The organism is Bifidobacterium sp., from assembly GCF_022640935.1.
Taxonomy (GTDB): Bacteria; Actinomycetota; Actinomycetes; order Actinomycetales; family Bifidobacteriaceae; genus Bifidobacterium.
This window is the reverse complement of sequence record NZ_JALCCV010000018.1, coordinates 1-22,147: the sequence shown is the minus strand read 5'-3', so window position 1 is coordinate 22,147 and position 22,147 is coordinate 1. Positions and strand designations below refer to the sequence as shown.

Sequence of the window (22,147 nt, the reverse complement as noted above, 5' to 3'; positions counted from 1 at the left end):
CTCCTGCCGGTTTCGGCGGGCCATCAAATTATGGCCTCGCCTATAATGTACCGAAAATCAACAGCCATCGCAGGCATGTTAAGTCGTAAGTTTCGTGTTCGTTTCCGTGCGTTTTACGTGTATTTATGATTTGTTTTGCTATACATTCTTGCAATATCGCACGATTTGGTCGTTTTTGTTCGATTTCTACAGTATTTAAACATGCTTCTGAGATCTACGTATCCTATACTTTTTAAAAAGTATTTTAAATAAATGACGATACTCTAATAACTTATATAAAGCAATTTTATAAAATTATCGCAATCTGTATGTTCGCCATGCAGCACGACCCTGAAGGCAGATCATCATCACCTAGGAAAAATCCTTACAGATCCTGCATTCTCAGCCAACTCCCGTTATTATATTACAGCATCCACACTCGTCTGACTTTTGTTAAGTACACTTGGCAGCAACACCTTCCAAGGAGATCGTCATGTACGCCGTTCCCTCAGCAGCCCTCAAAACACGCAATCGTCAAGCCGTCACCGCATTCCTCTACCGTAACGACCAAGCCACCAAACGAGTGCTGGAGACCGAGCTGGGCCTGAGCCTGCCGACCATCACGCAGAATCTGCGGGCGCTGGAGCACGACGGGCTGGCCCGACGCGGCACGCCACAGGATTCGACGGGAGGCCGCAAGGCGCAGACCTACGCGTTCCAGCCGCGTCATCGCGCTGCGATCGGCGTGGCGATACGCCCCGCCGAACTGACGATCTGCGCTGTGGATTTGTATGGCGCCGTCATAGCGAACATTCGACGCTCGCTGCCCTACACTAACGTCAACGCCTACTACCAGCGCCTCGGCGGCATTGTCAACGGATTCGCCGCCGATGTCGAGAAGGCTGGCAGCGCCATACTGGGCGTGGCATTCTCCATGCAAGGCATTCTCTCGGCCGACGGCTCCACAGTGAGCTCCGGCACGGTTATGGACAACACCGGGCTGACGCTGGGCACCGTCAGCCAATCGGTGCGCTACCCCTGCATCATGATCCACGATTCCGACGCCTCTGCGATGGCCGAACTCTGGTTCGACCCAACGATCAGCGACGCGCTGTGTCTTTATTTGGAACGCCGGCCCGGCGGGGCCGTCATTGTCAATGGCAGGCTCTATCCCGGTCCGAACCAGCACAACGGCGCCATCGAGCATATGACGCTTGTGCCCGGTGGCCGCCTGTGCTACTGCGGTCAGCACGGGTGCATGGATGCCTACTGCTCGATCGAGACGTTGCCAGAGGAGCATGAGAGCATTCTAGGGTTCTTCAGCGTCCTCGAACAGGGCGAACAGCAGCATCGCAGGCGCATGGAAGCCTGGATGGACTATGTGGCGCAGGTTATTGTGAATGCCCGCAGCGTGCTGGCGGTCGACGTGATCATCGGCGGGGAGGCCGCGCAATACCTCGACGACGATGACATCGCCCAGCTGCGCCGCAGAGTCATGGAGCGCAGCGCATTCGGAGCCGATGCGTTCGAGCTGAGGAAAAGCCGCTGCACCGACAATCAGGATATCGTCGGTGCGGCATTGCGCTTCATCGCAGATTATGTGAACGCGATTTGCGGCACGACCTCACCTTTGTCAGCGGCCGAACCGGCTTGATTCCCCGTGTGCCCATGATCTCAAGCGCCATCACGCCGATTTCGCGCCGTTCACGGTCATGGACCAGACCGATCGCAGACTCGCCGCACACAGCCGACCGCAATGCCCAACCACCTACAATAAAGATATGCACAATCCTCCACTTCACCGCTATGCAACACGGCCGGGGCTGTACTTCACCGAGGACGGCGGCGCCGATGCCGTCGTCCGCTCTGAGACCGCCGACCAGATCTGGCTGTGCGTCTACGAGCAGCTCACCGAGCCCTCGGCCTTCTACTCGGCGTCCAACCGCATCTTCGCCGGTCAGGCGCCCGCTTTGCTCAGGCATATCCACACGCATGAGGTCAGCACGAGGGACATAGCATCACTGGGCGTGCGCGAGACCTTGTTCCGCATGAGCGGCCCAAATTACGGCCTGTGGTATGTGCATCTGCCGAAAGCATGGGACGGCATGCGCTACGGGTACCGCGTGGATGGCGCTTGGGATCCGAAGCACGGCGTGCGCTTCAACCCCTACAAACTGCTGCTCGACCCATATGCCAAAGGCATCGACGGGCGCATGCAGCTGGGCCCGGCGGCATTCTCTTACACCTGCGAGATCGTTGACGGCGCCGTCGCCGGTTCCTCCTTCGGGGCGATAAGCACCGAGGATTCGCTGGGGTCCATGCCGATTTCAGTCGCGCTCGACGACCGGGACAGGTCCAGGCACGACGCCGATCCCACGCATCCGCACATCCCGTGGAGCAAGACGGTGATCTACGAACTGCATGTCAAAGGCTTCACCGCGAACGCTCCATGGCTGCCCAAAGAGCTGCGCGGAACATACGCCGGGCTGGCGCACCCCGCCACGCTGGCATATCTGCAGGAGTTGGGCGTCACCTCGATCGAACTGATGCCGATCCAGGCGAAGCAGGACGAACTGCATGTGCAGGAGCGCGGCGCGAGCAACTACTGGGGGTACTCCACGCTGGGCTACTTCTCGCCCGAGCCGTCATACGCCACCCAGGCCGCGCGCGCCAAAGGCGCCAAGGCGGTGCGCCAAGAGGTCATCGACATGGTCGATGCCTTGCATGAAGCCGGGCTGGAAGTCATCATGGACGTGGTCTACAACCACACCTGCGAGGGAGGCCCAGAAGGCCCCACGGTCTGCTGGCGAGGGCTGGACGACCTGTCATATTACCGGCATCAGCAGGGAAATCCCGGTCTGCTGGAAGACACCACAGGCTGCGGCAATAGCTTGGACTTTACCAACACGCATGTCGTCACCTTCGCCATCGACTCGTTGCGCTACTGGGCCAAGCGCATCGGCATCGACGGCTTCCGCTTCGATCTCGCCGCCTCGTTGGCGCGGCTCGACGGCGAATTCACCCACCACCATCCCTTCCTCTACGCTTTGCGCAGCGACCTGCTGCTGGGCAATCTCAAACTCATTATGGAGCCGTGGGATCTGGGCGAGGGCGGCTGGCGCACCGGGCAGTTCGGGCTGCCGTTCGCCGAATGGAACGACCGTTTCCGCGATTCCACACGCACGTTCTGGCTGAGCGGAGCGGTGAACGCGACCACCGGGAACGCGGTGGGGTTGCAGGAGATGGCCACGCGGTTGTGCGGCTCGGCGGACCTGTTCGCTTCCGAACCGGGCCGTGGCGCGACATCGTCGATCAATTATGTGGCCAGCCATGACGGCTTCACGCTAAGCGACTTGACCATGTACTCGCGCAAGCACAACGAGGCGAATGGCGAGAACGGCATCGACGGGTCCAATGTCAACAACTCGGCCAATTTCGGCGTCGAAGGACCCAGCGACGACACCGAAATAACAAAGGGACGCGAACGGGCGGCAATGAATATGCTCGGCACCCTGATGCTCTCGCTGGGCACGCCGATGCTGACGGCCGGCGACGAGTTCGGCAACACGCAACACGGCAACAACAACGCCTACTGCCAAGACAATGACGTCTCCTGGCTGCAATGGAACTGGCTCGGAGAGGACTGCGAGACGCCGCAGTCCCAACGGATGCGTGCGGTTGCGAAGCTCATTTCGATCCGCAAATCGCTTGACCTGTACCATCACGAGGAGTTCTTCACCCGCCTTACCCAGCTCGGCCTGCTCAAACAGTCGAGCCGTGTGCAATGGTTTCTGCCGGACGGCACCACGCCGATGGAGCGTGACTGGTTCGACGTCAAACGCCGCAGCTTCGTGATGCGCCTGACATCAGCCAACGAAGTGAATGTCCTGATCGTAGTCAACGGCGAAACCGGCTCATGCCTTTTCCGCCTGCCGCAGGACAGCAAGTGGTCTTACCTGTGGACTTCCGCGGGCGACGATGCGCAGGCTGCTTTGCCCAGGCATGCCGACGGTTGGAATGTTCCCGGACGCAGCATCAGCCTCATGCGGCAAGCCGTGTAGTGCGGCGACAGCGCCGGCGCCTCGCTGCGGCCGTTCCAAGCCCGGGGGGCACGCCCACATGCGCGACGCGCCCGGAATCACTTTTCTTCGTGCTCCCTAGGTCGCCCACTTCGCCTTTGGACAGCCCACCGGGCTGTCCTCCCACCGGCTCAGCAACTCGGCATATACGCAATTGGCCCCTGCGAATTTCGCAGGGGCCAATTGAAGAACCGAACTTAACGCTTCGAGAACTGCGGAGCGCGCCGGGCCTTGTGCAGACCGGCCTTCTTGCGCTCGACGGCGCGGGCGTCGCGAGTCAGGAATCCGGCCTTCTTCAAAGTCGCACGGTTCGCGTCGCGGTCGATGGCGTTGAGTGCGCGGGCCACGCCCAAGCGGATGGCTCCGGCCTGACCGGTGGTGCCGCCGCCTTCGACGAGGACGATCGCATCGAACTTGCCTTCGAGCTTGAGCAGTACGATCGGCGAGTTGACCTCACGCTGCTGCAAACGGGAGGGGAAATACTCTTCGAGCGTGTGTCCGTTGACGGTCCACGTGCCGCTGCCTGGGACCAGACGCACGCGGGCGACCGCTTCCTTGCGACGGCCGGTGCCGTATCCCGGCTCGATCGCCGAGGTGCCGGTCCCTGCGCCTGCATTGGTTTCGGTGCTGTATGAGGTGAGCTCTTCTTCGGTCTCGAGAACCGCGGAGCCGTTGGTGTTTTCAGCCATGTTTCTCTTGTCTCCTTTTCGGTTCACTTGGCCTGCTGCGAGATCTGGCTGATCTCGAACTCTTGGGGCTTCTGGGGGGTGTGCGGATGCTCTGCGCCTGCGAAGACGTGGAGGCGATCCAGCTGCACCTTGGACAGGCGGTTCTTGGGCAGCATGCCCCTGATCGCCGTGGTGACGATGCGTTCGGGATTGCGCTGCAGCAGATCAGAGTAGCTGTCGCGACGTAGGCCGCCGGGGCGACCTGAATGCGTGATGAGTTCCTTGGTCCCCAGCTTGTTGCCCGTCAGCGCGATCTTGGCCGCGTTGATGATGATGACGTGGTTACCTGAATCGGCATGGGGCGCGTAGGTCGGCTTGTTCTTGCCGCGCAGCAGCGTCGCCGCCTGGGTGGCAAGACGGCCGAGAACCACGTCGGTCGCGTCGATGACGTACCAGTCGTGAGTCAGGTCGGCTGGCTTCGGTGTAAAAGTTTTCACGAGTGTACCTTTTCCTATATTGTGTTCCGGGCCTCGCGCGCCATGGTGAAAAGTCACGGCAGTTGAAGCCTCATTATCCGTGGGCTCCCTGAAAGTCCTCGATTGCGAGTGGGAAAGCGCTTTGAAGGACCCCTTAGGGAAACACAACAATCCTCAAGTATATCGCTGGTCTTGACTTCCTGCAACACAGAGACACGCCATGTGACGAACTGGTCCCTATCCGCATTCCCCCGGGAAAATACTTGCCCGGAGCGCTTAGCCGCGCATGATCGCAGCGAGCGACTGCAGCCGCGGATTGTCGAACAGCGCCTCGAGCGGCACGACACTGCCGTTTTCGTCGGCCAGCGGGATGCGCCAATTCGGGTATTCGTTATCCGTGCCCGGCTGATTCTGCGCACGCCGCTCGCCCACTGCATCGGCGAGCGAAGCAGCCAGCAGCCTGCTCGGCGCAGCTCTGAGCGCGCGATACAGCGCCTCGACGATCTGCTGCTCATTGGATTGCCCGTCGCCAAGAACCGCAGGATCGAGAAAACCATTCTTGATGAGCATCGAGAGCATCGCATTATGCTCCTGCACAGCCTGCGCCTTGAACTCCTCAAGCGGCACGGTGAGCAGGCCCAGCCGTTGCCGGATATCGACATGTTCGTAGCTCAGGTACCCAGCCGCCGGCGGCAGATCATGCGTGTTGACCGATGCGAGGGCGTCACGGCGCCAAGCGTCGGGGGCACGGAACACGCCGTCGCGCTGCTCGAACCATTCGACCGCGCATCCCAGTATTCCGTGGCGCTCCAGCGAATCCTCGACTGCTTGCGGCACCACGCCAAGGTCCTCTCCCACGATCACACCGTGCGCGCGCTCGGCCTCGATGGCGAGCACGCCGGTCATGATCTCGCTGTCGTAATGCACGTATGCGCCCTGGACGGCGGAATGTCCCTGTGGGATCCACCACAGCCGGAACAGTCCCAGAATATGGTCGATGCGCACGGCACCGGCCTGCGAAAGCATGCCATGCACCATGTCACGGTATGCTTTATAGCCGGTGTCATCCAACGCGATCGGGTTCAGCGGCGGCTGGCTCCAATCCTGTCCTTGCTGATTGAAATAGTCCGGCGGCGCGCCGACCGTGGCGCCTTGGGCGAAGCGCCTTGGCTCCCACCACACCTCGGAACCAGCCGGGTGCACGCCGACAGCCATATCCGACATGATGCCGATGCGCATGCCCGCGCTTCTGGCTGCGCGCTGCGCCTCCTGAAGCTGGGCGATGGCAATCCATTCAAGCCACCGGTAGAAGTCGAGCGTATCGGGGAACTGCTCGCGAATCTGCGCGACTTCCGGCGAATCTTTGTTCAGCGCATGAACCCAATTCTCAGGATTGTCGTTGGGCGCACCCCACTTGTCGTAACACAGGCACCAGGTCGCGTAGGCTTCAAGCTCATCGCCCATATCCTGCTTGAACCATTCGAAACGGGTCTGGCGCACAGCGCTGCGTTCGGCCTTGAAAATCAGCCAGAGCGCGCGCATCTTCGCCCGCCACATCGCATCGCGGTCGATGAGCTGGGCGTCGCCGTTGAGCGGCTCCACCTGATCACGCAGCTCCTCGACACGCGCACGCGTCTTATCGTCCAAGGAATCATATTCCTCGATATCTTCGGGGCGGATATACGTGAAGTTCACAAAGCTGCGCGAAACCGGCAGGTAGGGCGATGGGGTAAGCGGGGAAACGGGTTCTGCGGCATGCAACGGGTTGACGAGCACGAAATCGGCGCCTGTCTTATGCTTGGCATCGATGAGCAGGGCCTTCAGATCGTTGAAGTCACCCACACCCCACGACTTCGTCGAACGGATTGAATACAGCTGCGCCATCCACCCCCACAGTTGCCCGTCTTCGAGCGGCTTGATGGCCCTGACCTTCTCCGGGGCGCTGATCAGCGTCGCATCCTGGGTGCGCTCGCCAACGGCGACATGCAGCGTGTGATAGCCCATCGGCAGATCCGCGGGAATCAAAATCGAAGCCGTCGCCACGAAGGAGCCGTCCAACGAGTAGGCCTGCGAGCCGTCGCCCGGGCCTATCCTCACCTTGCCCTCGTAAGCCTTGCCCTGCTCCAATGTGATGCTCGCGGAGGGAACTTCGAGGATGCCTGTGTTGACAGGTATGCTGCTCTCCTTGCCCACCGTATGCAGCACCGTGGGATTCACCAAGCGCCGATGGCGCTCGTCGAGGACCGCTTTCGTGGATGTCGCGATCGCCTCGTCGCTCGAAGCGTCGACTCCCAGCGCATTCAGCACCGCGACAAGGACATCATCGTCGATTTCGTGATAGTCGCTGGTTTGCCCGATGTAGCTGGTAGCCACCCCGAGCAGTCTCGCCAACCGGATCAGAGGACGTGCCAGCCGTTCTTCGTTTTCGACTCGCTGCGTTTCGACTTTCTGTGTCATTCCTCCAGTGTATGCCATAGACGCCGCGTGCTTGGCGAAACCGCCCATGGATCCTGAGCCGCGGCAACTGCCTGTCACACGAATGGTCTGATCTCTCAGACGGACCGCCCGCGCAGCTCGCCATGCGCGGCGTTCGCCACCTGTTGCGCCGGATCCTGAGCCAGTTGCGAAAGCATCGCCGTGGAGCAGTTCGGGTTGAGCGCCACGGCGCGCCTGACCATGGCGGAGAGCACCGGCGAAGCGTTTGGCTCAATCTGCGTTCCGAGCTTGCCGAGAAAATCAAGGGTTTGGGTGCCGACTTCAGGGTTCTGCGCACCTTCCAATCGCATTTTCCACGAGATCTGCCTATTGCGCAAAGCGACATCGCGCACCTGCGGGTCGTCGTCCTTGGTGAGACGGCCGGCCAGCCAGTTCTTGTCGTCTGCATTGCCTGCAACGGCCTTGCGCACTTCGGACGCAGGATCCTGCGAGAGTTTGACGAGCACGTTGGGGAACGGCATGGTCTGGGCCAGAAACACCCGGTCCTCAGTCGGCGTGTTGGGATTGCCCGCCACGGCTTCCAGCAGTGCGGTCGCGCGTGAAAATGCAGCCTGATCGGCCTTTTCAGGCAGTGGCCTGCGAGCGAAGCTGCTCAATTCCGCGCTGTCAGTGGAATGCCTGAGTCGCTCGTATGAATCGGTCAGTGCCTCGAAATCAGCTGCGTTTTTCTCAGTACGGTCGGCGGGGGAACCACCAACGGAGGATGCAACGGAGGAACCCGCGGCACTGGCGTCAGCAGCTCCAGAAACAGTTTCGGCGCTGTTGCCGCTGCCTGCGCAAGTCCGCTGCGGCTGTCCGGCTTCAGTTCCAAGCTGATGTCCTGGCTGCTGGCTTCCCTGTTGCGTGGACTGATGTATGCTGTTGCTTCCGATCTGCTGATTCGATTCTTCTGATGCGTCCATGCTGCCCAGCATATCGCCTGCCGGGAGCATCAGGCCTCGATGATCTGTTCAGCTGCGCCCACAGCTTCCGGCCGCACCGCGCCGCTGAAGGCGTCGCGCACCTGCGCTTCGAAACGCTCGGCATGCTCCTCGGGCAGCAGCAGCTCGAATGTGACACGGTCGGCGTAGCGCGTTTCGCCCTGCTCGCCTCCCAATGCCGCGAGGATGCGCTGCAATGCGCCGATATGCCGATAATCCAGCACGACCCGATAACGACGGCTGCGGCGAAGCACTCCGAACCGCGCTTTCGCAATCGCCATCGACGCCGCCGTCGAATAGGCGCGGATCAATCCTCCTGCTCCTAGCAGCACGCCGCCAAAATACCGGGTCACAGTCACCACGCAATCGGTGAGACCGTTGCCTGTGAGCACCTCAAGAATCGGTTTGCCCGCCGTGCCCGACGGCTCGCCGTCGTCGCTCATGCGCCCGGACAACTGGCCGGCGCCGCCGCAGACGCATGCGTAGGCTACATGCCGGGCCTTGGGATGCCGGCTGCGTATGGAACCCACGAAAGCGAGCGCTTCGCCGAAGGCCGTTATATGGCAGGCGTCGCCGATAAACTGCGACCGGCGTTCGACGAAGGCGTCATGCGCCGGATCGTTCGGCGCGTTGAGCACAGTTCTGCCCATGTTCTCCGCCATCGCATGACCTTTCCTGCCTGTTCTTTCCACACGTCTGTTCATTCTCCCTTCGACCGATTGTACTGGTCTGCGCGACCGCTCAGTCATCCAATCGACAGCCCTTATTCAACGCGACACGCCCAGCATTGCCAAGCGGCAGCCCACACGCTGAACACGCCTCTCGGCATCGATAGAATTGCCTTGGAGGCGGATGTACAAAGGCGTACCTCCGACTCCGCTATCTGCCCCGTCCTGCCACTTCACCGCAATGGAACGAGGCATGCGCCTTGCGTGCATACGGGCTTGAGAACTTTATGCCGGCTTGGTGACGTATACGCGTATTGGGCACCAAACCAATCATGAATCCCCTGATCGTCATGGTCATCCAACGCCGAAAAGTCCCAGCCCGCCATGACCGAATCATCATGGATCCGGCGCAATTCGTCGGTGAATTCGTCGCGCATGGCCATCCTCCGCCCATATGTGCAATCACACGTTCACGCTTGAAAAAAGATAACGGGAACCATTGGAATGCCAATGGTTCCCGTCCACTTGCGGAGTCAGAGGGATTCGAACCCTCGAGCCGCTTAAAGCGACTAACACCTTAGCAGGGTGCCCCTATCGGCCACTCAGGCATGACTCCAGCATTGCGACGCGTGCGCGACGCAACAGCAATACACTGTACCAGCTATAGCGGACTCGAAGCGCCGAATCCGCGAATTGGCCAGGTTGTCTGGCAAAAGCCGGCTGAAAAGTACGGAATCACGGATCCCAAGCCAACCCGAGGCGGAACCGACAATTACGGCGGCAGCCGTGCCCGACAGAACTTGCGCCGTGCGATGAAAGCAGATGCCAAGCCTAGCCTGTCTCCGCTCCTGCACCGACGCGTTGACTTACCATAGAGGCATGAGCACCGCACCGAGGATCCAAGCCGCCAAACGGGACTGGGGGCACGACGAGTCCGGCTGCACGGTGCTGCATATCGATATGGATGCCTTCTACGCGGCGCTGGAAATCGCGCGCAATCCCGCGTTGCGCGGCAAGCCCGTCATCATTGGCACCGGGCCGCGCTCGGTGGTTTCGGCGGCCAGCTACGAAGCGCGCCGCTACGGCATCAATTCTGCGATGGCGTCGGCTCGCGCGCGCCAACTGTGCCCTGACGGCGTGTTTCTGCCGGTCGATATGCACTATTACCGCTCGGTGTCGCACCGGATCGTGAGCGAAGTATTCGGGGCGGTGACCGACCGCATCGAACAGGTCTCGATCGACGAGGCCTATATGGACGTTTCGGCGGCGCTGATCCGCTGGCGAACCCCAAGCGCTATCGGCGCGTGGATCCGCCGTCAGGTCGCTGAGCGTTTCCATATCACTTGTTCGGTCGGCATCGCTACGAACAAACTCGTGGCGAAAATGGCTTCGACCAACGCGAAGCCGGACGGCATGCTGCTCATCCCCCACAATCGACAGGCTGAATTCGTGCAGATGATGCCGCTGCGAGGCATACCCGGCATCGGGCCTGCGCTCGAGCAGCATCTGAAAAGCTGGGGCATCAACAATGTGGCCGATCTGGCCAAGCCGGACGAGCAGACGCTGACTCAGGCGTGCGGCTCCGCCGCCGTGGCGCATACGCTGTTCCTCGCGGCGCGCGGACGTGACGCACGCGCGGTGACGACTCGTGCGCCCGAAAAATCCATCGGCTCCGAGAGCACGTTTCTGGAGGATACGCGCGATATGCGCCGCGTGCTCTCATTGCTGCGTCAGTGCTGCGACGAGGTGGCCAGCACCTTGCGCCGGCGCAGCCTCACCGCGCGCACGGTGACGGTCAAGCTGCGCTACGCCGATCTGAGCTACGCGACCAAGGCGCGCACGGTGCAGCAGCCCATGGACACGGCGAGCGCCTTGTACCCGCAGGCCTGCGAACTGCTCGCAGCGATGACCGGGCTGCCTTCCGATGTCGGCGATGGAACGCCGCTCCCCCGTGCGATACGACTCGGCGGCGTCAGCGCCAGCGGCCTGGAAAGCGCCCATACCGCAGTCGTGCAGCCGTCGTTGGACGACCTGCTCGAAGAGACGCAATCGCCCGGCGGAATTACGAAATCCGCGCGATTGCGCGAGGCTGAGCAGGCGCTTGACGCCGTGCGACGGCGCTACGGCAAGAAAGCGGCGACCTTCGGGGCGTGATGCCGACACACTAGTGTCAACACGCCATTGTCGGCATACCTGGGATTGCATGCGCAAGTCCGGTGATAGCGATTTGCGATGACGGAATTCCGCGGGTCGCAATTCCTATTATCCGACCTGCACACATCGACCGGAGCGTGTCGGACATTAGCGCTGAGACGTCAATCGTGCGACCGCTTCGTTGATGGCCTCATCGGTCGCGGTCGAAGAGATGCGCAAATAATCAGGCGCGCCGTAAAATTCGCCGGGGCTCACGAGGATCCCGCGATGCGCCAAGTCATCGATATCCTGCCAGCACCCGCCAGATAGGGCGCGCACCCAAATGTAGAGCGCCCCGGCAGGCATTTTCACCTCATACCCGTAAGAGCCTAAGGCTCTCACAAGTTTGGCGAGCCGTTGCTGGTAGCGTTTGCGCTGGGCGAACACCGAGGTCGTATCGCGTAGCGCGGTCACCATGGCGGCTTGGACCGGTCCCGAGATGATCTGGCCGACCTGTTTGCGGTACACACTCATATCATCGATAATCTGTTTGTCACCTGCGATGAATGCGGCACGGTACCCGGCCATATTCGACTGCTTGCTCAGGGAATACAGCACGAGAATACCGTCGGCGCGGCCCGCGCATACGTTGGCGCTCAATGCGCTCGGCGAGGCGTCGGAGCACCAGCTCATCAGCGCGTAGCATTCGTCGCTGAACACCACGGCCCCGATCTGGCGCGCCGCGCCAACGATGCTGGTCAGCTGCGCGGCCGAGAACACCTCGCCAGTGGGATTGCACGGCGAATTGACCCAGACGGCCCGCACTCCGGGCACATGTCTCCACGACTCCACATCGGCGACATCATCCACCTTGAGCACGCTGGCCCCGGCAAGCTGCGTGCCGATCTCATACGTGGGGTAGGAGATGCGCGGCTGCACGACGACGTCGCCCTCGCCCAAGTGCAGCAGCGACGCCATCAAAGCCACCGCTTCCTTGGAACCGACCGTGGGCACCAAGCCGGCGCCAACCGGCCGCAAGTCGATGCCGCGGCAATTGAGGAACCAGTCGGCGATGGCGGTGCGCAGGGCAGGCGTGCCGATTGTCAGCGGATAGCCATGTGCATTCGGCGCATCCGAAGCATCGGCAAGGGCCTTTTGCACGCTTTCCGGCACCGGATCAACGGGCGAGCCGACCGACAGATCGATGATGCCGCCTTCGACTTGTTTGGCGATGGCCTTGCATTCGTCAAGTCGACCCCAATCATAGGGGGTCTGGAAGGTTCGAAAACCCATATGAGCGATCAGTCCTGACTCTGAGGGGGCAGCGCGGCGACCCGCGCAGGATCTTTGCCAAGCGGCCCTGCGGCGGCGGCGCCGCCTAGGTCGCCGACTTCGGCGAAGTAGCTGTCTGCTGCATCCTTGTACCATGCCCACTCCTCGGGCACGTCGTCCTCGTAGAAAATAGCCTCGACCGGGCACACCGGCTCGCAGGCGCCGCAATCCACGCACTCGTTGGGATTGATATACAGCGAACGCACACCTTCGTAGATGCAATCGACCGGGCACTCATCCACACAAGCCTTGTCTTTGACATCCACACATGGCTGGGCGATTACATAAGCCATCAGGCGACCTCCTTGCGGCGAAATCGATCGGGCATAACAACAACTGCCCTTCAGAATACCCGCGAGAGCCGACTCGGGCGCCTGGAGCCTTGCAGCAGCCCACGGATCAGGCCGCCATCAGATCCAGGCCGATGACGACCGGCTCGGGAATCAGCCACACGCCGTATGCGTTCCGTACTCCGTCCCGCACGGCCGTGGCCAACGTGGCGATATCACCGGCCTTTGCTCCTCCCCGGTTGGTCAGGGCCAGCGTGTGGCGGCCCGATAGCGAGGCCGGTGCGCCGGGAACCACGGCATACCCTTTGTGGAACCCCGCATGATCGATCAGCCAGGCTGCAGAAGTTTTGATCGCAGGCGATCCGTCAGTTGCAATCGCCGGGAACCGCGGCGCATCGGCAGGCAGCGCAGATGCGTCGGCGGCCGGCAGAATCGGGTTCATGAAGAAACTGCCGCAGCTATGCCGATCCCAGTCGGGGCCTTCGTCGTCAGTCTCACGCTGCTGGGCAGCCAGCGCCACGCGGATATTTTCCTCGCGCTTCGTGCCCTGCATGACTGGATTGGCGTAACGCCCGGCGTCTTCCAACATGCCTTTGGCGGCGCGCACGCCGAGCACGGCGGTACGGATGGCGTCGATTTCCAGTTTGCTGCCGACCGGCGCGCCCAGCGCACGCGCCAATTGCGTGTTATTCACCACGCCATAGCCGCGGTGGCTGAGCCGGAAGGTCACCGACAGCACGACATAGCGCGGCGTCGGGAAGTATCGTGGCCCGGGGACCCCGGGAGCGGCATACATGCTGGTCTTCAACGCCGATGAACGGTAGGCGAAGCCCAGCTCAGCGGCGGGCATGTACTGCACGCACTTGGTTTCGCGGTCCCAAACCTCGGCCGTTTCCACGCTCGTGGCGACCTCCTGGCCGTAAGCGCCGATATTCTGCACCACTGAAGCACCGACCGTGCCGGGTATGCCGGAAAGCCCTTCGACCCCTGTCAAGCCGAGCTTTACCGCGAAATCAACGAAATCATCCCAATTGCAGCCCGCTTCGGCATTGACATGGACAATATGCTCGCCGTTTTCGACCGGCGCGGCCTCGTCGGGAACAGTGATTGACCGGCAGCCGTCACGCAGCACAATGCCTTCGAAAGGCTCGTCTGCGGCAAGCATATTCGAGCCTCCACCAATCATGCACAGCGGCAATCCTGCGCTGTCAGCGTCCTCGACCGTCTCGATGACCCCCACCCGGCTCCTAGGTTCCACGAAGCGGGAGATGAGGCCGCCAACCCCGATGGTGGTCAAATCAGCGAAAGTCGGTTCGTCGAAAGACGGAAATGCGTTCATGCTGAGCCATTCTAGCCAGACGAGCAGCCCACGGATGCAAAAAGCCCGACCGAAGTCGGGCTTGCACCAAGCGATGCACTGCATAACGCGGTGAATCACCCTAAAAGACGATGCTTGATTACAGCGAAACGGCTGGCGTCAGCGAGTCTCTCGATGCGTGGTCTGCTTGCCGCAGCGCGGGCAGAATTTCTTCAGTTCCAAACGATCCGGCGTGTTGCGGCGGTTCTTCGTCGTGATGTAGTTCCGCTCCTTGCATACCGTGCATGCCAGCGTGATGCCTGGACGGATATCGGCGCTCTTGCTTGCCATTTCGTTCACCTCTGTGATCGTTGGTACCGGCTTTCGCCAGTCTTTGTAGCGAGGAAGAGACTCGAACTCTTGACCTTACGATTATGAGTCGTACGCTCTAGCCAGCTGAGCTACCCCGCCAGAGAGCCTCGAGTGAGAATTGGACTCACGACCTCTTCCTTACCAAGGAAGTGCTCTACCACTGAGCTATCGAGGCGTGCCGGATAGTGGATTCGAACCACTGAAGTCGTAGACGGCTGATTTACAGTCAGCTCCCTTTGACCGCTTGGGAAATCCGGCATGCTGCCGCACGCGACCACAGCCGCAAATTGGCAACTTGGCTATAATGGCACGATTGGCCGACATGCGCAAGTCGGAGACACGCCGTGTCGGCCGCATCACCGCCCCCGAATTCCTGCAAAGACTGCGTTCTTGAAGCCTCGGCAGCCGCCGGCAATCAGCCATGCGGCCTTCGCCGCCGCTACAACCCGCGCTCCTTCAGCTGCCGGCATACCTCGATGACCATGTCATTGGCCTCCGGTTCGCCGATCGTGATGCGGATGCCTTCGCCGCCGAACACCCGCACGGACAGGCCCGCCTCGACGAATGCCGCCGCAGCTGCGTCAGTCGACTCGCCCAGCGGCAGCCAGAAGAAGTTCGCGTACGGCTCGGCGAATTGCCAGCCTTGGGACCGCAGCGCCGCCACGACCCGGTCGCGTTCGCCGATGATCAACTTCACGCGCCCTTCGAGCTCCTGCGACACGTCCAACGAAGCCAGCGCGGCGCGTTGGGCCACATCGCTCACTGCGAAAGGCAGAGACACCTTGCGCATGCCTTCGATCACGTCGGCGGGTGCCACCGCATAACCAACGCGCAGACCGGCAAGCCCGTAAGCCTTCGAAAAGGTATGCGCGACCACGATATTCGGGTACTCCCGGAACAGATCCAGCGCCACGCTGGCGTCCGGATCGGTGTTGAACTGGAAGTACGCCTCGTCGAAGAGCACGAGCACATCCGAAGGCACGGCCTCCATGACGCGCCGGGCATCGGCATCGCTAAGCGAGGTCGCGGTGGGGTTATTCGGATTGTTGAGGATCACCAGACGCGTATGCTCGTTCAGCGCGCCGATGATGCCATCGATATCATGCGAGCCGTCAGGCCGGTTCGGCACCTGCACGCTGGTTGCGCCAGCTCCCGCGACAATGATCGGGTATGCCTCGAAACTGCGCCACGGATAGACGATCTCGTCGCCGGGACCGGCAACCAGTGACACCAGCTGCGTGATGACTTCGCTCGACCCGCATCCCAGCACCACGTTTTCCGGCTCGACGCCGTCCAACGCGGCCAGACGCTCGACCAGCTCCCAGCCGCGCATGTCTGGATAGCGGTTGATGCGGCCCAGCGAACGTTGTCGTATCTCTTCCACTACGCCGGGAAGGGGCATAAATGGGTTCTCGTTGCTGGATATTTTGAAGCTGCGCCGCCCTTGCGTCCGAGGAGCAGACTTGCCTTGCCTGTATGCGGGGATGCCGTCGATGATCGCGCGATGCCGATAAGTCATGCGACCATACTAATCCTTTGCCGGCGCATTCGTGCATTGCGGGCATTCCGGACTCGTCATGCCCCGGCTTTCGGCCGGGTGAACAGCGAACCGGGAAGCAGTGTTGTTAGCAGCCAGCGGATTCGCGAATGTGCTCGCTGCATGGAAAGCATTCTTGCAGTCAGCGTCTCCAAGCGCTCCTGCAAGTCACCGACCGGGCGTCCTCCCGCCGGCGAGAAAGCGGCTGCGAGCGCGGCGTCGGCGATGCGCCTGACATCGGCTGCGCCAGTGCCGGCACCGTTGCTGGATGCACTGCTGCCCACATCGCTCTTGGCCGGTGACCCATTCCCCTGCTCATGCTCGACCCAATGGCTGATGTCCGCGGCAATGCCTTGATCCGTGCGGCTGCGCCCCCATCGCACGCCCACATCCCACGCGGTATCCTGCAATTCCTCCCAAGCGAGAATCCACGCCCGCGCCGCCCTGTTCTGATCGTGCGTCAGCTGAGCCGCCGACCCGATGGCCCGTAGCCGCCGGCGATGACGCCCAGCACGCAGCAGCGGGGGCACGCATACGATCGCCGCGGCAAGCAATATGGCGAGCATCATCCACAAGGCCACGCGAACCCACTGCGGGAGGCTGGCAAATATGCCGAAAGTCGACCTTTGCCCTGGATCCGCGTTCGCTGCCGCGGTGCCGCTCTCGGATGGCGATGGAGTGGATGCAGATGGCTCCGCAATGCTCGACGGCGTGCTTGGCGACGGGGTCGGGGTCGTTGCCGATGCGCTTGGCGATGCCGATGAGGCCGCTGCCGCGCCGGATTGGTCATCGGCGGCAGGCGTCACGTCGAACGGCACCCAACCGACGCCGTCGATATAGGCTTCGACCCAGGAATGCAGCTGATTGGCCGACACCGCATAGCTGCCGGAGACCTTGCTCGCCGCGCTCCCGCCACGATATCCGAGCACCATGCGCGTCGGCACGCCCATAGCTCGGCCCAGCACGGCGAGCGCGCTGGCATAATGCACGCAGTAGCCGCTGCGGGTTCTGAGGAAGTCGTCGATGACCTGCATGTTGTCTCTGCCCCCGCCGTCTGGAGCATCCAGGGAATATACGAAGTCGTTGCGGGCATCGGTGAAATAGTCGACGAGGTAGCGCATCGCCGCGATCTGACTGTCCGCGTCATCGCCATCGGTGGGAATTCCGGCGGTTTCCGCGGCATTGACGATGGCACGCACGCGGGCTGGCAGCTGCGCGGGCAGCTCGGTGAATTCCTCATGGATGCGTTGCTGCGAAGCGGCAAGCTGACGCAAGGCCGATTGGGGAATCGTCGTGCGGTTATCCGGCTCGGCGGCAAACGTCGTCATGCCGACCTTGCCCAAGCTATGCCTGTCGAACAAGTCGAGCAGCGTTCGGCCCGGGTCGCGTTGCCAGGCAGCGAGTTCGTCGTCGCCGACATCCGAAGCATCGCCGTCATCCCACCCTTGCGCCGGTGCAGCCGAGAAGTCCACCAGCATTGCCAAGGTCACGTGTTCGGCGCTGTCATACGCCAATCCGTATGGCTCGTCATGGACGTTGAAGCCAAGGCGCCGGTTCACCGCATCGTTGAACACAATATTGGCCAACCTCGTTGATTGACCTTGGGCATCGATGGTTGTGCCGGAATCCCCGTTGGTTGCGCCCACCACATTCCCGGCGGCGTCGACAACATCGCCGCCGGACCGGATGGTGAGCGGCATGAGCAGCCAGTTGCCATCGATGCTGCCATCATGCTGCCTCGCCGCCAATCGTCTGCTGGAACTACGCTGGGACCATGGCATGGCGACGGCGCTGGGCTGGTCGGCGATCAGCGACGTGCGCAGCTCCTCGACGCTGCTGATCTGGTCGAAGCCGGATTCCGAACCGATCGGGTCGAGGTACACGCCGGTAGCCGAGTATCGCATGGAGCGATTCGTCGGCCTCGTCGGGTTATATACGACGCCGTGGCCGTCAGTTGTCCATGCACTGCCCACCCCGTTGAAACCCAAGGGGGCGCCCACAACGGGCAGGAAGCGCGAGCTGAGCGATTCGATATGGATATCGGCCTGGGCGATGAACGGCGACGATGATTCAGCGCCGGAATTTCCGTATATGCTCCATGAATTGCCATCGTAAGCGCTTGTGTTTCTATAGTCCAGATATTGCATGCTCAGGTACAAGGCGAGCGGATCGCCGTATCCCCGGAGCCGCGTATCCCGTAACGATTGACCATCCTGGCCCTGACCTGCGGACAGCAGCGGTGCGCCATAGAAATCGCCGTTGCGCGCCAGATCCTGGTCGTATTGCCATATGTCGCCGTTGAAGTTGTCGAGCGTGCTCATCCGCAGATATCGCGGGTGCGCGGAGGAGTAACTCAGCACAGTTTCATATGATCCCGAGTCAAGCGCTCGACGCAGATCGACCATCGGATTGATCGTATTCGCCGAGAACAGACCCGTCGAATTTCCGATCGACAGCGGCACCGCATATGCCAGATTCATCGCGCTGCCAGTCAACGCCGTAGCCAGCGCAGCGACGAGCAACGCGCAGACCGTTGGCAATGCTATGGGTTCTACGCGCCTCGCCCGCTCAGCTTTTTCAGGCCGTGGGGCAGACCCGGAGTCTTCAGGCTCGTCAAACCCTCTGGCATTATCCGCCTCCCTAGGCGCCAGTGCGGCGGATCCACCCGACCACAGTATGCTCGTGCACTGAGTCCTGCGCCACAATGCCCTTGACCACAGTGCAGCCACAAATACCACGGCCAGCGCCGCCATGATCCATCGCGAGCCGTTATGGCCGAGCAGGATGGAACCCGCAGCCAACGCGCCTAGTGGCAACAGTGCAAAAACCGGAGCCAAAGCCCGGTAGACAAGCAGCCAACGCACTATCAGCACCGCGATCGCGACGACGACAATCAGCACCAGATCCGATGCAGGGCTGACACGGACCGGCGGCAGCTGTTCGATCAAGGCCTCGAAACCTTGCTGGAAATAACTCTCCAGCAGCTGCCATGCCTGCCGCCAGACAGAGGCGTCGGAAGTATCTGGAGCACTGGAAGAATATGACAAGCTGCGGGTATGCGCCGCAGCATCGAACAGCCAAGCCCCAGTGATGCCGTGCAGCCGGATCAGCACCAGCCCGGCAGCGGCAAACGCCATGGCAAGGCTCGCGAACGCGGCATGCATGAGCTCGCGCACATCGCTGCGCTCGGGCACGGCACGGCCCGCGGCGACCAGCGCGAAAGCGATCCGCGCAAACCAGACCCAAGTGCCGTCCGGTGTGGCCAGCGCAGTGCAGCCCTGCACGGCCAACTCAAAGAACGCCAGCAATGCCAGAGCCGTAACTATGTCGGCCCGGTAGAGCCGCCCGATCTTCGCGTTGCGTGTTATTTCGGCTTCGTTTCCGGAGGCGTTCCCAATATCGCGCGCACGGTTTTCCAAGGCGCCGCCCTTGGCAGCCGATAGGAGACTGAATGCAAAATGGCGCAGGGGCCGCGGATTGTGCGCGCCAGCCGCCGTATCGTCGAACGTGCGGGCCGCGCCGCCGCCCGCCTCACTGGCCGCAGCGTCCTGAGCCGTGCTGCCCGATGGTTCGGTTAGCGACCCTGCCATAGTGCCGCTCGCAGTCCAGGCAGCTGGCACCTGTACGCCCGCTGTGCGCACCTGCAGGCTGCCAGGGGCCAATGTCTCACGCAATGCCGCGGCAAGCGGGCTTTCGTTCGAAGCGGCGAGCATAATGACCGAGGCCGGGGCGCGCCGGTCCCGAGTCAATTGCCGTATCGCTGCTGTCATCGCTTCGATATCCGGCTCTGCCGCCGACGACGCATCGAACGCACGGCTGTCATCCACGCCGATTCTGCCGCCCGCGCCGTCGGTTGCCGCGCCTGTGCCGCCAGCATGCTCTGCGCCAGCAGCAGTGCGCCTATCTCGGCTGCTCCGACTACGCTGCCCGCGCTGAGCATTCCGGCCGCCTTGGTCATCATCTAGACCTGCCGGCATATCGGCAATTGCGCGCATGGAAGCCAACAGCCTGATGCGGCCGAGCGTCGTCGCGGCGCTGTGTATGCCATCCGTGACGACGAAATCGCGTTGCCGGGCCGGGACGCCCTGCATCAGCGCCAACGCCTGCATGACCTCGGATTCGACCTGGTCCTGCGCAGTGCCCGGCGCGCGCGCGTCGAGCACGATGATGGTCGTCGGCTTCGCTTCACGCTCGGTCTCCCGAGTCATCAGCGCGCCGCGATGGGCGCTTTGCCGCCAAGCGATCAGCTTGGGCGGGTCACCGGCCACATAGTCGCGCACCAAAGCCGTGTTCTCCTCTTGCGCGCGATCGAGCGGATGCGGACCGGGAGCTGCGGAGCCGGCACGCGCGGACGTCTCGGCATCAGCGAGCATCGCATGTTCTGCACCACCGCGCAGCACCATCCGCATCACGAACAGGCCGAAAGGATCGTTCCAACGCCAAGCTTCGCGGGCGCAGCGATACAATCCTCTCGATTGCGGCAGCTCCCCCGTGAACCGCGCCACCAGCCCGCCATCTTGGTCGCGCTGCTCGTATTGCCGTGCCACGGTTATGCCGCGCGGCCACAGCTGATGACGCAGCCAGGCGCACAGCCGCTGCAGGCTCTGATGCCGAATATGCGTGTCGTGCCGGCCGCTGCCGTATTTGCCCTTCGCCGCCACAGCCACCGCTTGGAGCAAAACAACGAGCAAAGCCACAGCGAGCGCCGCGATCCCTGCAAGCGCGCCGAACACCAACACGGGGTCGTCGAACAGCAGCGCGGCATACCAAACAGCGGCGTCAAGCACGAATGCCACGAAGCCAGCCAAGCTCGGCCGCAGCGAACTATGCGCAGCGAAGCGATGCATAGTTCGCTGCGGCCAATGCAATCGGTTGCGACCCATCAGCATGCCTTCAGCGTTCCGCGATGGCTTCGTCGCGACGATCAGACCGTTGGGCATGGCCGCCCACCTGGGGGCGTGGCGCCGGAACGCGTTCGATGACGTCGGCGATTATGTCGCGCGCCTGATCGAGCGGCGAAGAACCGTAGGAACGGTCAGTCGTCACCAGCCGATGCGCCCACGCCGGTGCCGCCATGCGCTGCACATCCTCGGGGATAACGAAATTGCGCCCTTGCCCGAGCGCACGGGCCCGCGCCATCGCCGCCAGATTCAGGCTCCCGCGCGGCGAGACGCCATAGCGCGCATTCGGATGCCCGCGGGTGGCGTGGGCCAGCTCAACGATATAGTCGGCGACCGATTGCGCCAGATATATCGTGCTGCAGGCGCTGCGCACAGCGGAGATCTGCCGCTCGCTGCATATCGGCTGCATGCCTGTCAGCGGATCGGACCCGCCGGCGTCACGCAGCATTGCCGATTCGGCCGAAAGCGACGGATAGCCAAAGCTCGTGCACACCATGAAACGGTCGAGCTGCGCCTCGGGAAGCGGGTAGGTGCCTTCGAGCTCGATCGGATTCTGCGTGGCCACGACGAAGTACGGGTCAGGCAGCGCATATGTCTCCCCGTCGACGCTGACGCGGCCTTCGCCCATGGCCTCCAGCATTGCCGACTGCGCCTTCGGGTTGGCACGGTTGATCTCGTCGGCGATGACGACATTGGCGAACAACGGGCCGGGGTGGAATACGAATGAGCTGCTGGCCTGCGAGAAAATATCTACGCCAGTCAGATCGCCCGGCAACAGATCGGGCGTGAACTGGATGCGGCGCGATGAACCGCCGATGGCGCGGCCCAGCGCTCGTGCCAACGTGGTTTTGCCTACGCCCGGCACATCTTCGAGCAGCAGATGTCCGCCGGCGACGAAAGTGGCTACCGCCAGCTCGACCACATTGCGCGAGCAGGAAAGCACTGCGTCGAGCGCATCGGTGAGATCCGCCATGACCCGCGAAGCCTGCACGGTGCCAG

16 protein-coding genes and 4 tRNA genes are annotated in these 22,147 nt (G+C 62.1%); 3 read left to right on the top strand and 17 right to left on the bottom strand.

What is annotated here, in order from left to right; all coding sequences use genetic code 11:
• The first annotated feature begins 472 nt into the window (after window positions 1-472).
• Window positions 473-1,633 (top strand): ROK family protein, encoded by a 1,161-nt coding sequence (locus LKG04_RS05615; RefSeq protein ID WP_291760011.1) that lies wholly within the window; start codon window positions 473-475, stop codon window positions 1,631-1,633.
• 127 nt (window positions 1,634-1,760) lie between these two features.
• Entirely contained in the window at window positions 1,761-4,040 is a 2,280-nt protein-coding gene (gene glgX, locus LKG04_RS05610) for a glycogen debranching protein GlgX (RefSeq protein WP_291760013.1), read from the top strand.
• Window positions 4,041-4,255: 215 nt separating this feature from the next.
• On the opposite strand, the gene rpsI is transcribed toward glgX, so the two are convergent.
• The 7 genes from rpsI to LKG04_RS05575 form a co-directional block, all read right to left on the bottom strand.
• Window positions 4,256-4,747: a 30S ribosomal protein S9 gene (gene rpsI, locus LKG04_RS05605; protein WP_291763387.1), complete on the bottom strand. Its 492-nt coding sequence runs from the start codon at window positions 4,745-4,747 to the stop codon at window positions 4,256-4,258.
• A 23-nt stretch (window positions 4,748-4,770) separates the two neighbouring features.
• Window positions 4,771-5,223, bottom strand: coding sequence for a 50S ribosomal protein L13 (gene rplM / locus LKG04_RS05600; RefSeq protein ID WP_291760018.1), 453 nt, complete (start codon window positions 5,221-5,223; stop codon window positions 4,771-4,773).
• 255 nt (window positions 5,224-5,478) lie between these two features.
• Complete coding sequence (gene malQ / locus LKG04_RS05595; RefSeq protein ID WP_291760021.1) at window positions 5,479-7,659, bottom strand: 4-alpha-glucanotransferase; 2,181 nt, start codon at window positions 7,657-7,659, stop codon at window positions 5,479-5,481.
• Window positions 7,660-7,754: 95 nt separating this feature from the next.
• A complete protein-coding gene (locus LKG04_RS05590) occupies window positions 7,755-8,600 on the bottom strand; it encodes an AbrB family transcriptional regulator (protein ID WP_291760024.1) in 846 nt (281 codons plus the stop codon).
• 29 nt (window positions 8,601-8,629) lie between these two features.
• Window positions 8,630-9,280, bottom strand: a complete 651-nt coding sequence (locus tag LKG04_RS05585) for an IMPACT family protein (protein WP_291760027.1) — start codon at window positions 9,278-9,280, stop codon at window positions 8,630-8,632.
• A 239-nt stretch (window positions 9,281-9,519) separates the two neighbouring features.
• On the bottom strand, window positions 9,520-9,723 hold the full coding sequence (locus tag LKG04_RS05580; RefSeq protein ID WP_291760029.1) for a hypothetical protein: 204 nt from the start codon (window positions 9,721-9,723) through the stop codon (window positions 9,520-9,522).
• Window positions 9,724-9,814: 91 nt separating this feature from the next.
• Window positions 9,815-9,902: transfer RNA gene (locus LKG04_RS05575), tRNA-Ser, on the bottom strand.
• A gap of 263 nt (window positions 9,903-10,165) precedes the next feature.
• Between LKG04_RS05575 and dinB the strand changes: the two genes are divergently transcribed.
• A complete protein-coding gene (dinB, locus tag LKG04_RS05570; RefSeq protein ID WP_291760032.1) occupies window positions 10,166-11,440 on the top strand; it encodes a DNA polymerase IV in 1,275 nt (424 codons plus the stop codon).
• A 147-nt stretch (window positions 11,441-11,587) separates the two neighbouring features.
• Here dinB and dapC read toward each other — a convergent pair whose 3' ends face one another.
• The 10 genes from dapC to LKG04_RS05520 all read right to left on the bottom strand — a co-directional run.
• Window positions 11,588-12,712 carry a succinyldiaminopimelate transaminase gene (gene dapC, locus LKG04_RS05565; protein ID WP_291760034.1) on the bottom strand — a complete coding sequence of 375 codons (1,125 nt, stop codon included), beginning with the start codon at window positions 12,710-12,712 and terminating at the stop codon, window positions 11,588-11,590.
• Window positions 12,713-12,720: 8 nt separating this feature from the next.
• A complete protein-coding gene (gene fdxA / locus LKG04_RS05560) occupies window positions 12,721-13,044 on the bottom strand; it encodes a ferredoxin (protein WP_291760038.1) in 324 nt (107 codons plus the stop codon).
• Between the two features lie 106 nt (window positions 13,045-13,150).
• Window positions 13,151-14,380, bottom strand: coding sequence for an FAD-binding protein (locus LKG04_RS05555; RefSeq protein ID WP_291760041.1), 1,230 nt, complete (start codon window positions 14,378-14,380; stop codon window positions 13,151-13,153).
• Window positions 14,381-14,518: 138 nt separating this feature from the next.
• Window positions 14,519-14,689: a 50S ribosomal protein L33 gene (gene rpmG / locus LKG04_RS05550; protein WP_291760044.1), complete on the bottom strand. Its 171-nt coding sequence runs from the start codon at window positions 14,687-14,689 to the stop codon at window positions 14,519-14,521.
• Window positions 14,690-14,735: 46 nt separating this feature from the next.
• Window positions 14,736-14,809, bottom strand: a tRNA-Met gene (locus LKG04_RS05545).
• A 4-nt stretch (window positions 14,810-14,813) separates the two neighbouring features.
• Window positions 14,814-14,885 (bottom strand) — tRNA-Thr (locus tag LKG04_RS05540).
• A gap of 1 nt (window position 14,886) precedes the next feature.
• A tRNA-Tyr gene (locus tag LKG04_RS05535) sits at window positions 14,887-14,968 on the bottom strand.
• A gap of 181 nt (window positions 14,969-15,149) precedes the next feature.
• Window positions 15,150-16,229 carry a histidinol-phosphate transaminase gene (locus LKG04_RS05530; RefSeq protein WP_291760049.1) on the bottom strand — a complete coding sequence of 360 codons (1,080 nt, stop codon included), beginning with the start codon at window positions 16,227-16,229 and terminating at the stop codon, window positions 15,150-15,152.
• Between the two features lie 56 nt (window positions 16,230-16,285).
• Complete coding sequence (locus LKG04_RS05525) at window positions 16,286-21,187, bottom strand: transglutaminaseTgpA domain-containing protein (protein WP_291760052.1); 4,902 nt, start codon at window positions 21,185-21,187, stop codon at window positions 16,286-16,288.
• A partial coding sequence (locus LKG04_RS05520; RefSeq protein WP_291763385.1) for an AAA family ATPase occupies window positions 21,141-22,147 on the bottom strand: 1,007 nt, incomplete at its 5' end. The genes LKG04_RS05520 and LKG04_RS05525, both read right to left, overlap by 47 nt.

Coding starts and splice junctions, on each gene's coding strand:
- LKG04_RS05615 (WP_291760011.1), top strand. CDS start 473: ATGTACGCCGTTCCCTCAGCAGCCCTCAAAACACGCAATCGTCAAGCC.
- glgX (WP_291760013.1), top strand. CDS start 1,761: ATGCACAATCCTCCACTTCACCGCTATGCAACACGGCCGGGGCTGTAC.
- rpsI (WP_291763387.1), bottom strand. CDS start 4,747: ATGGCTGAAAACACCAACGGCTCCGCGGTTCTCGAGACCGAAGAAGAG.
- malQ (WP_291760021.1), bottom strand. CDS start 7,659: ATGACACAGAAAGTCGAAACGCAGCGAGTCGAAAACGAAGAACGGCTG.
- LKG04_RS05590 (WP_291760024.1), bottom strand. CDS start 8,600: ATGGACGCATCAGAAGAATCGAATCAGCAGATCGGAAGCAACAGCATA.
- LKG04_RS05585 (WP_291760027.1), bottom strand. CDS start 9,280: ATGGCGGAGAACATGGGCAGAACTGTGCTCAACGCGCCGAACGATCCG.
- LKG04_RS05580 (WP_291760029.1), bottom strand. CDS start 9,723: ATGCGCGACGAATTCACCGACGAATTGCGCCGGATCCATGATGATTCG.
- dinB (WP_291760032.1), top strand. CDS start 10,166: ATGAGCACCGCACCGAGGATCCAAGCCGCCAAACGGGACTGGGGGCAC.
- dapC (WP_291760034.1), bottom strand. CDS start 12,712: ATGGGTTTTCGAACCTTCCAGACCCCCTATGATTGGGGTCGACTTGAC.
- fdxA (WP_291760038.1), bottom strand. CDS start 13,044: ATGGCTTATGTAATCGCCCAGCCATGTGTGGATGTCAAAGACAAGGCT.
- LKG04_RS05555 (WP_291760041.1), bottom strand. CDS start 14,380: ATGAACGCATTTCCGTCTTTCGACGAACCGACTTTCGCTGATTTGACC.
- rpmG (WP_291760044.1), bottom strand. CDS start 14,689: ATGGCAAGCAAGAGCGCCGATATCCGTCCAGGCATCACGCTGGCATGC.
- LKG04_RS05530 (WP_291760049.1), bottom strand. CDS start 16,229: ATGACTTATCGGCATCGCGCGATCATCGACGGCATCCCCGCATACAGG.
- LKG04_RS05525 (WP_291760052.1), bottom strand. CDS start 21,187: ATGCCCAACGGTCTGATCGTCGCGACGAAGCCATCGCGGAACGCTGAA.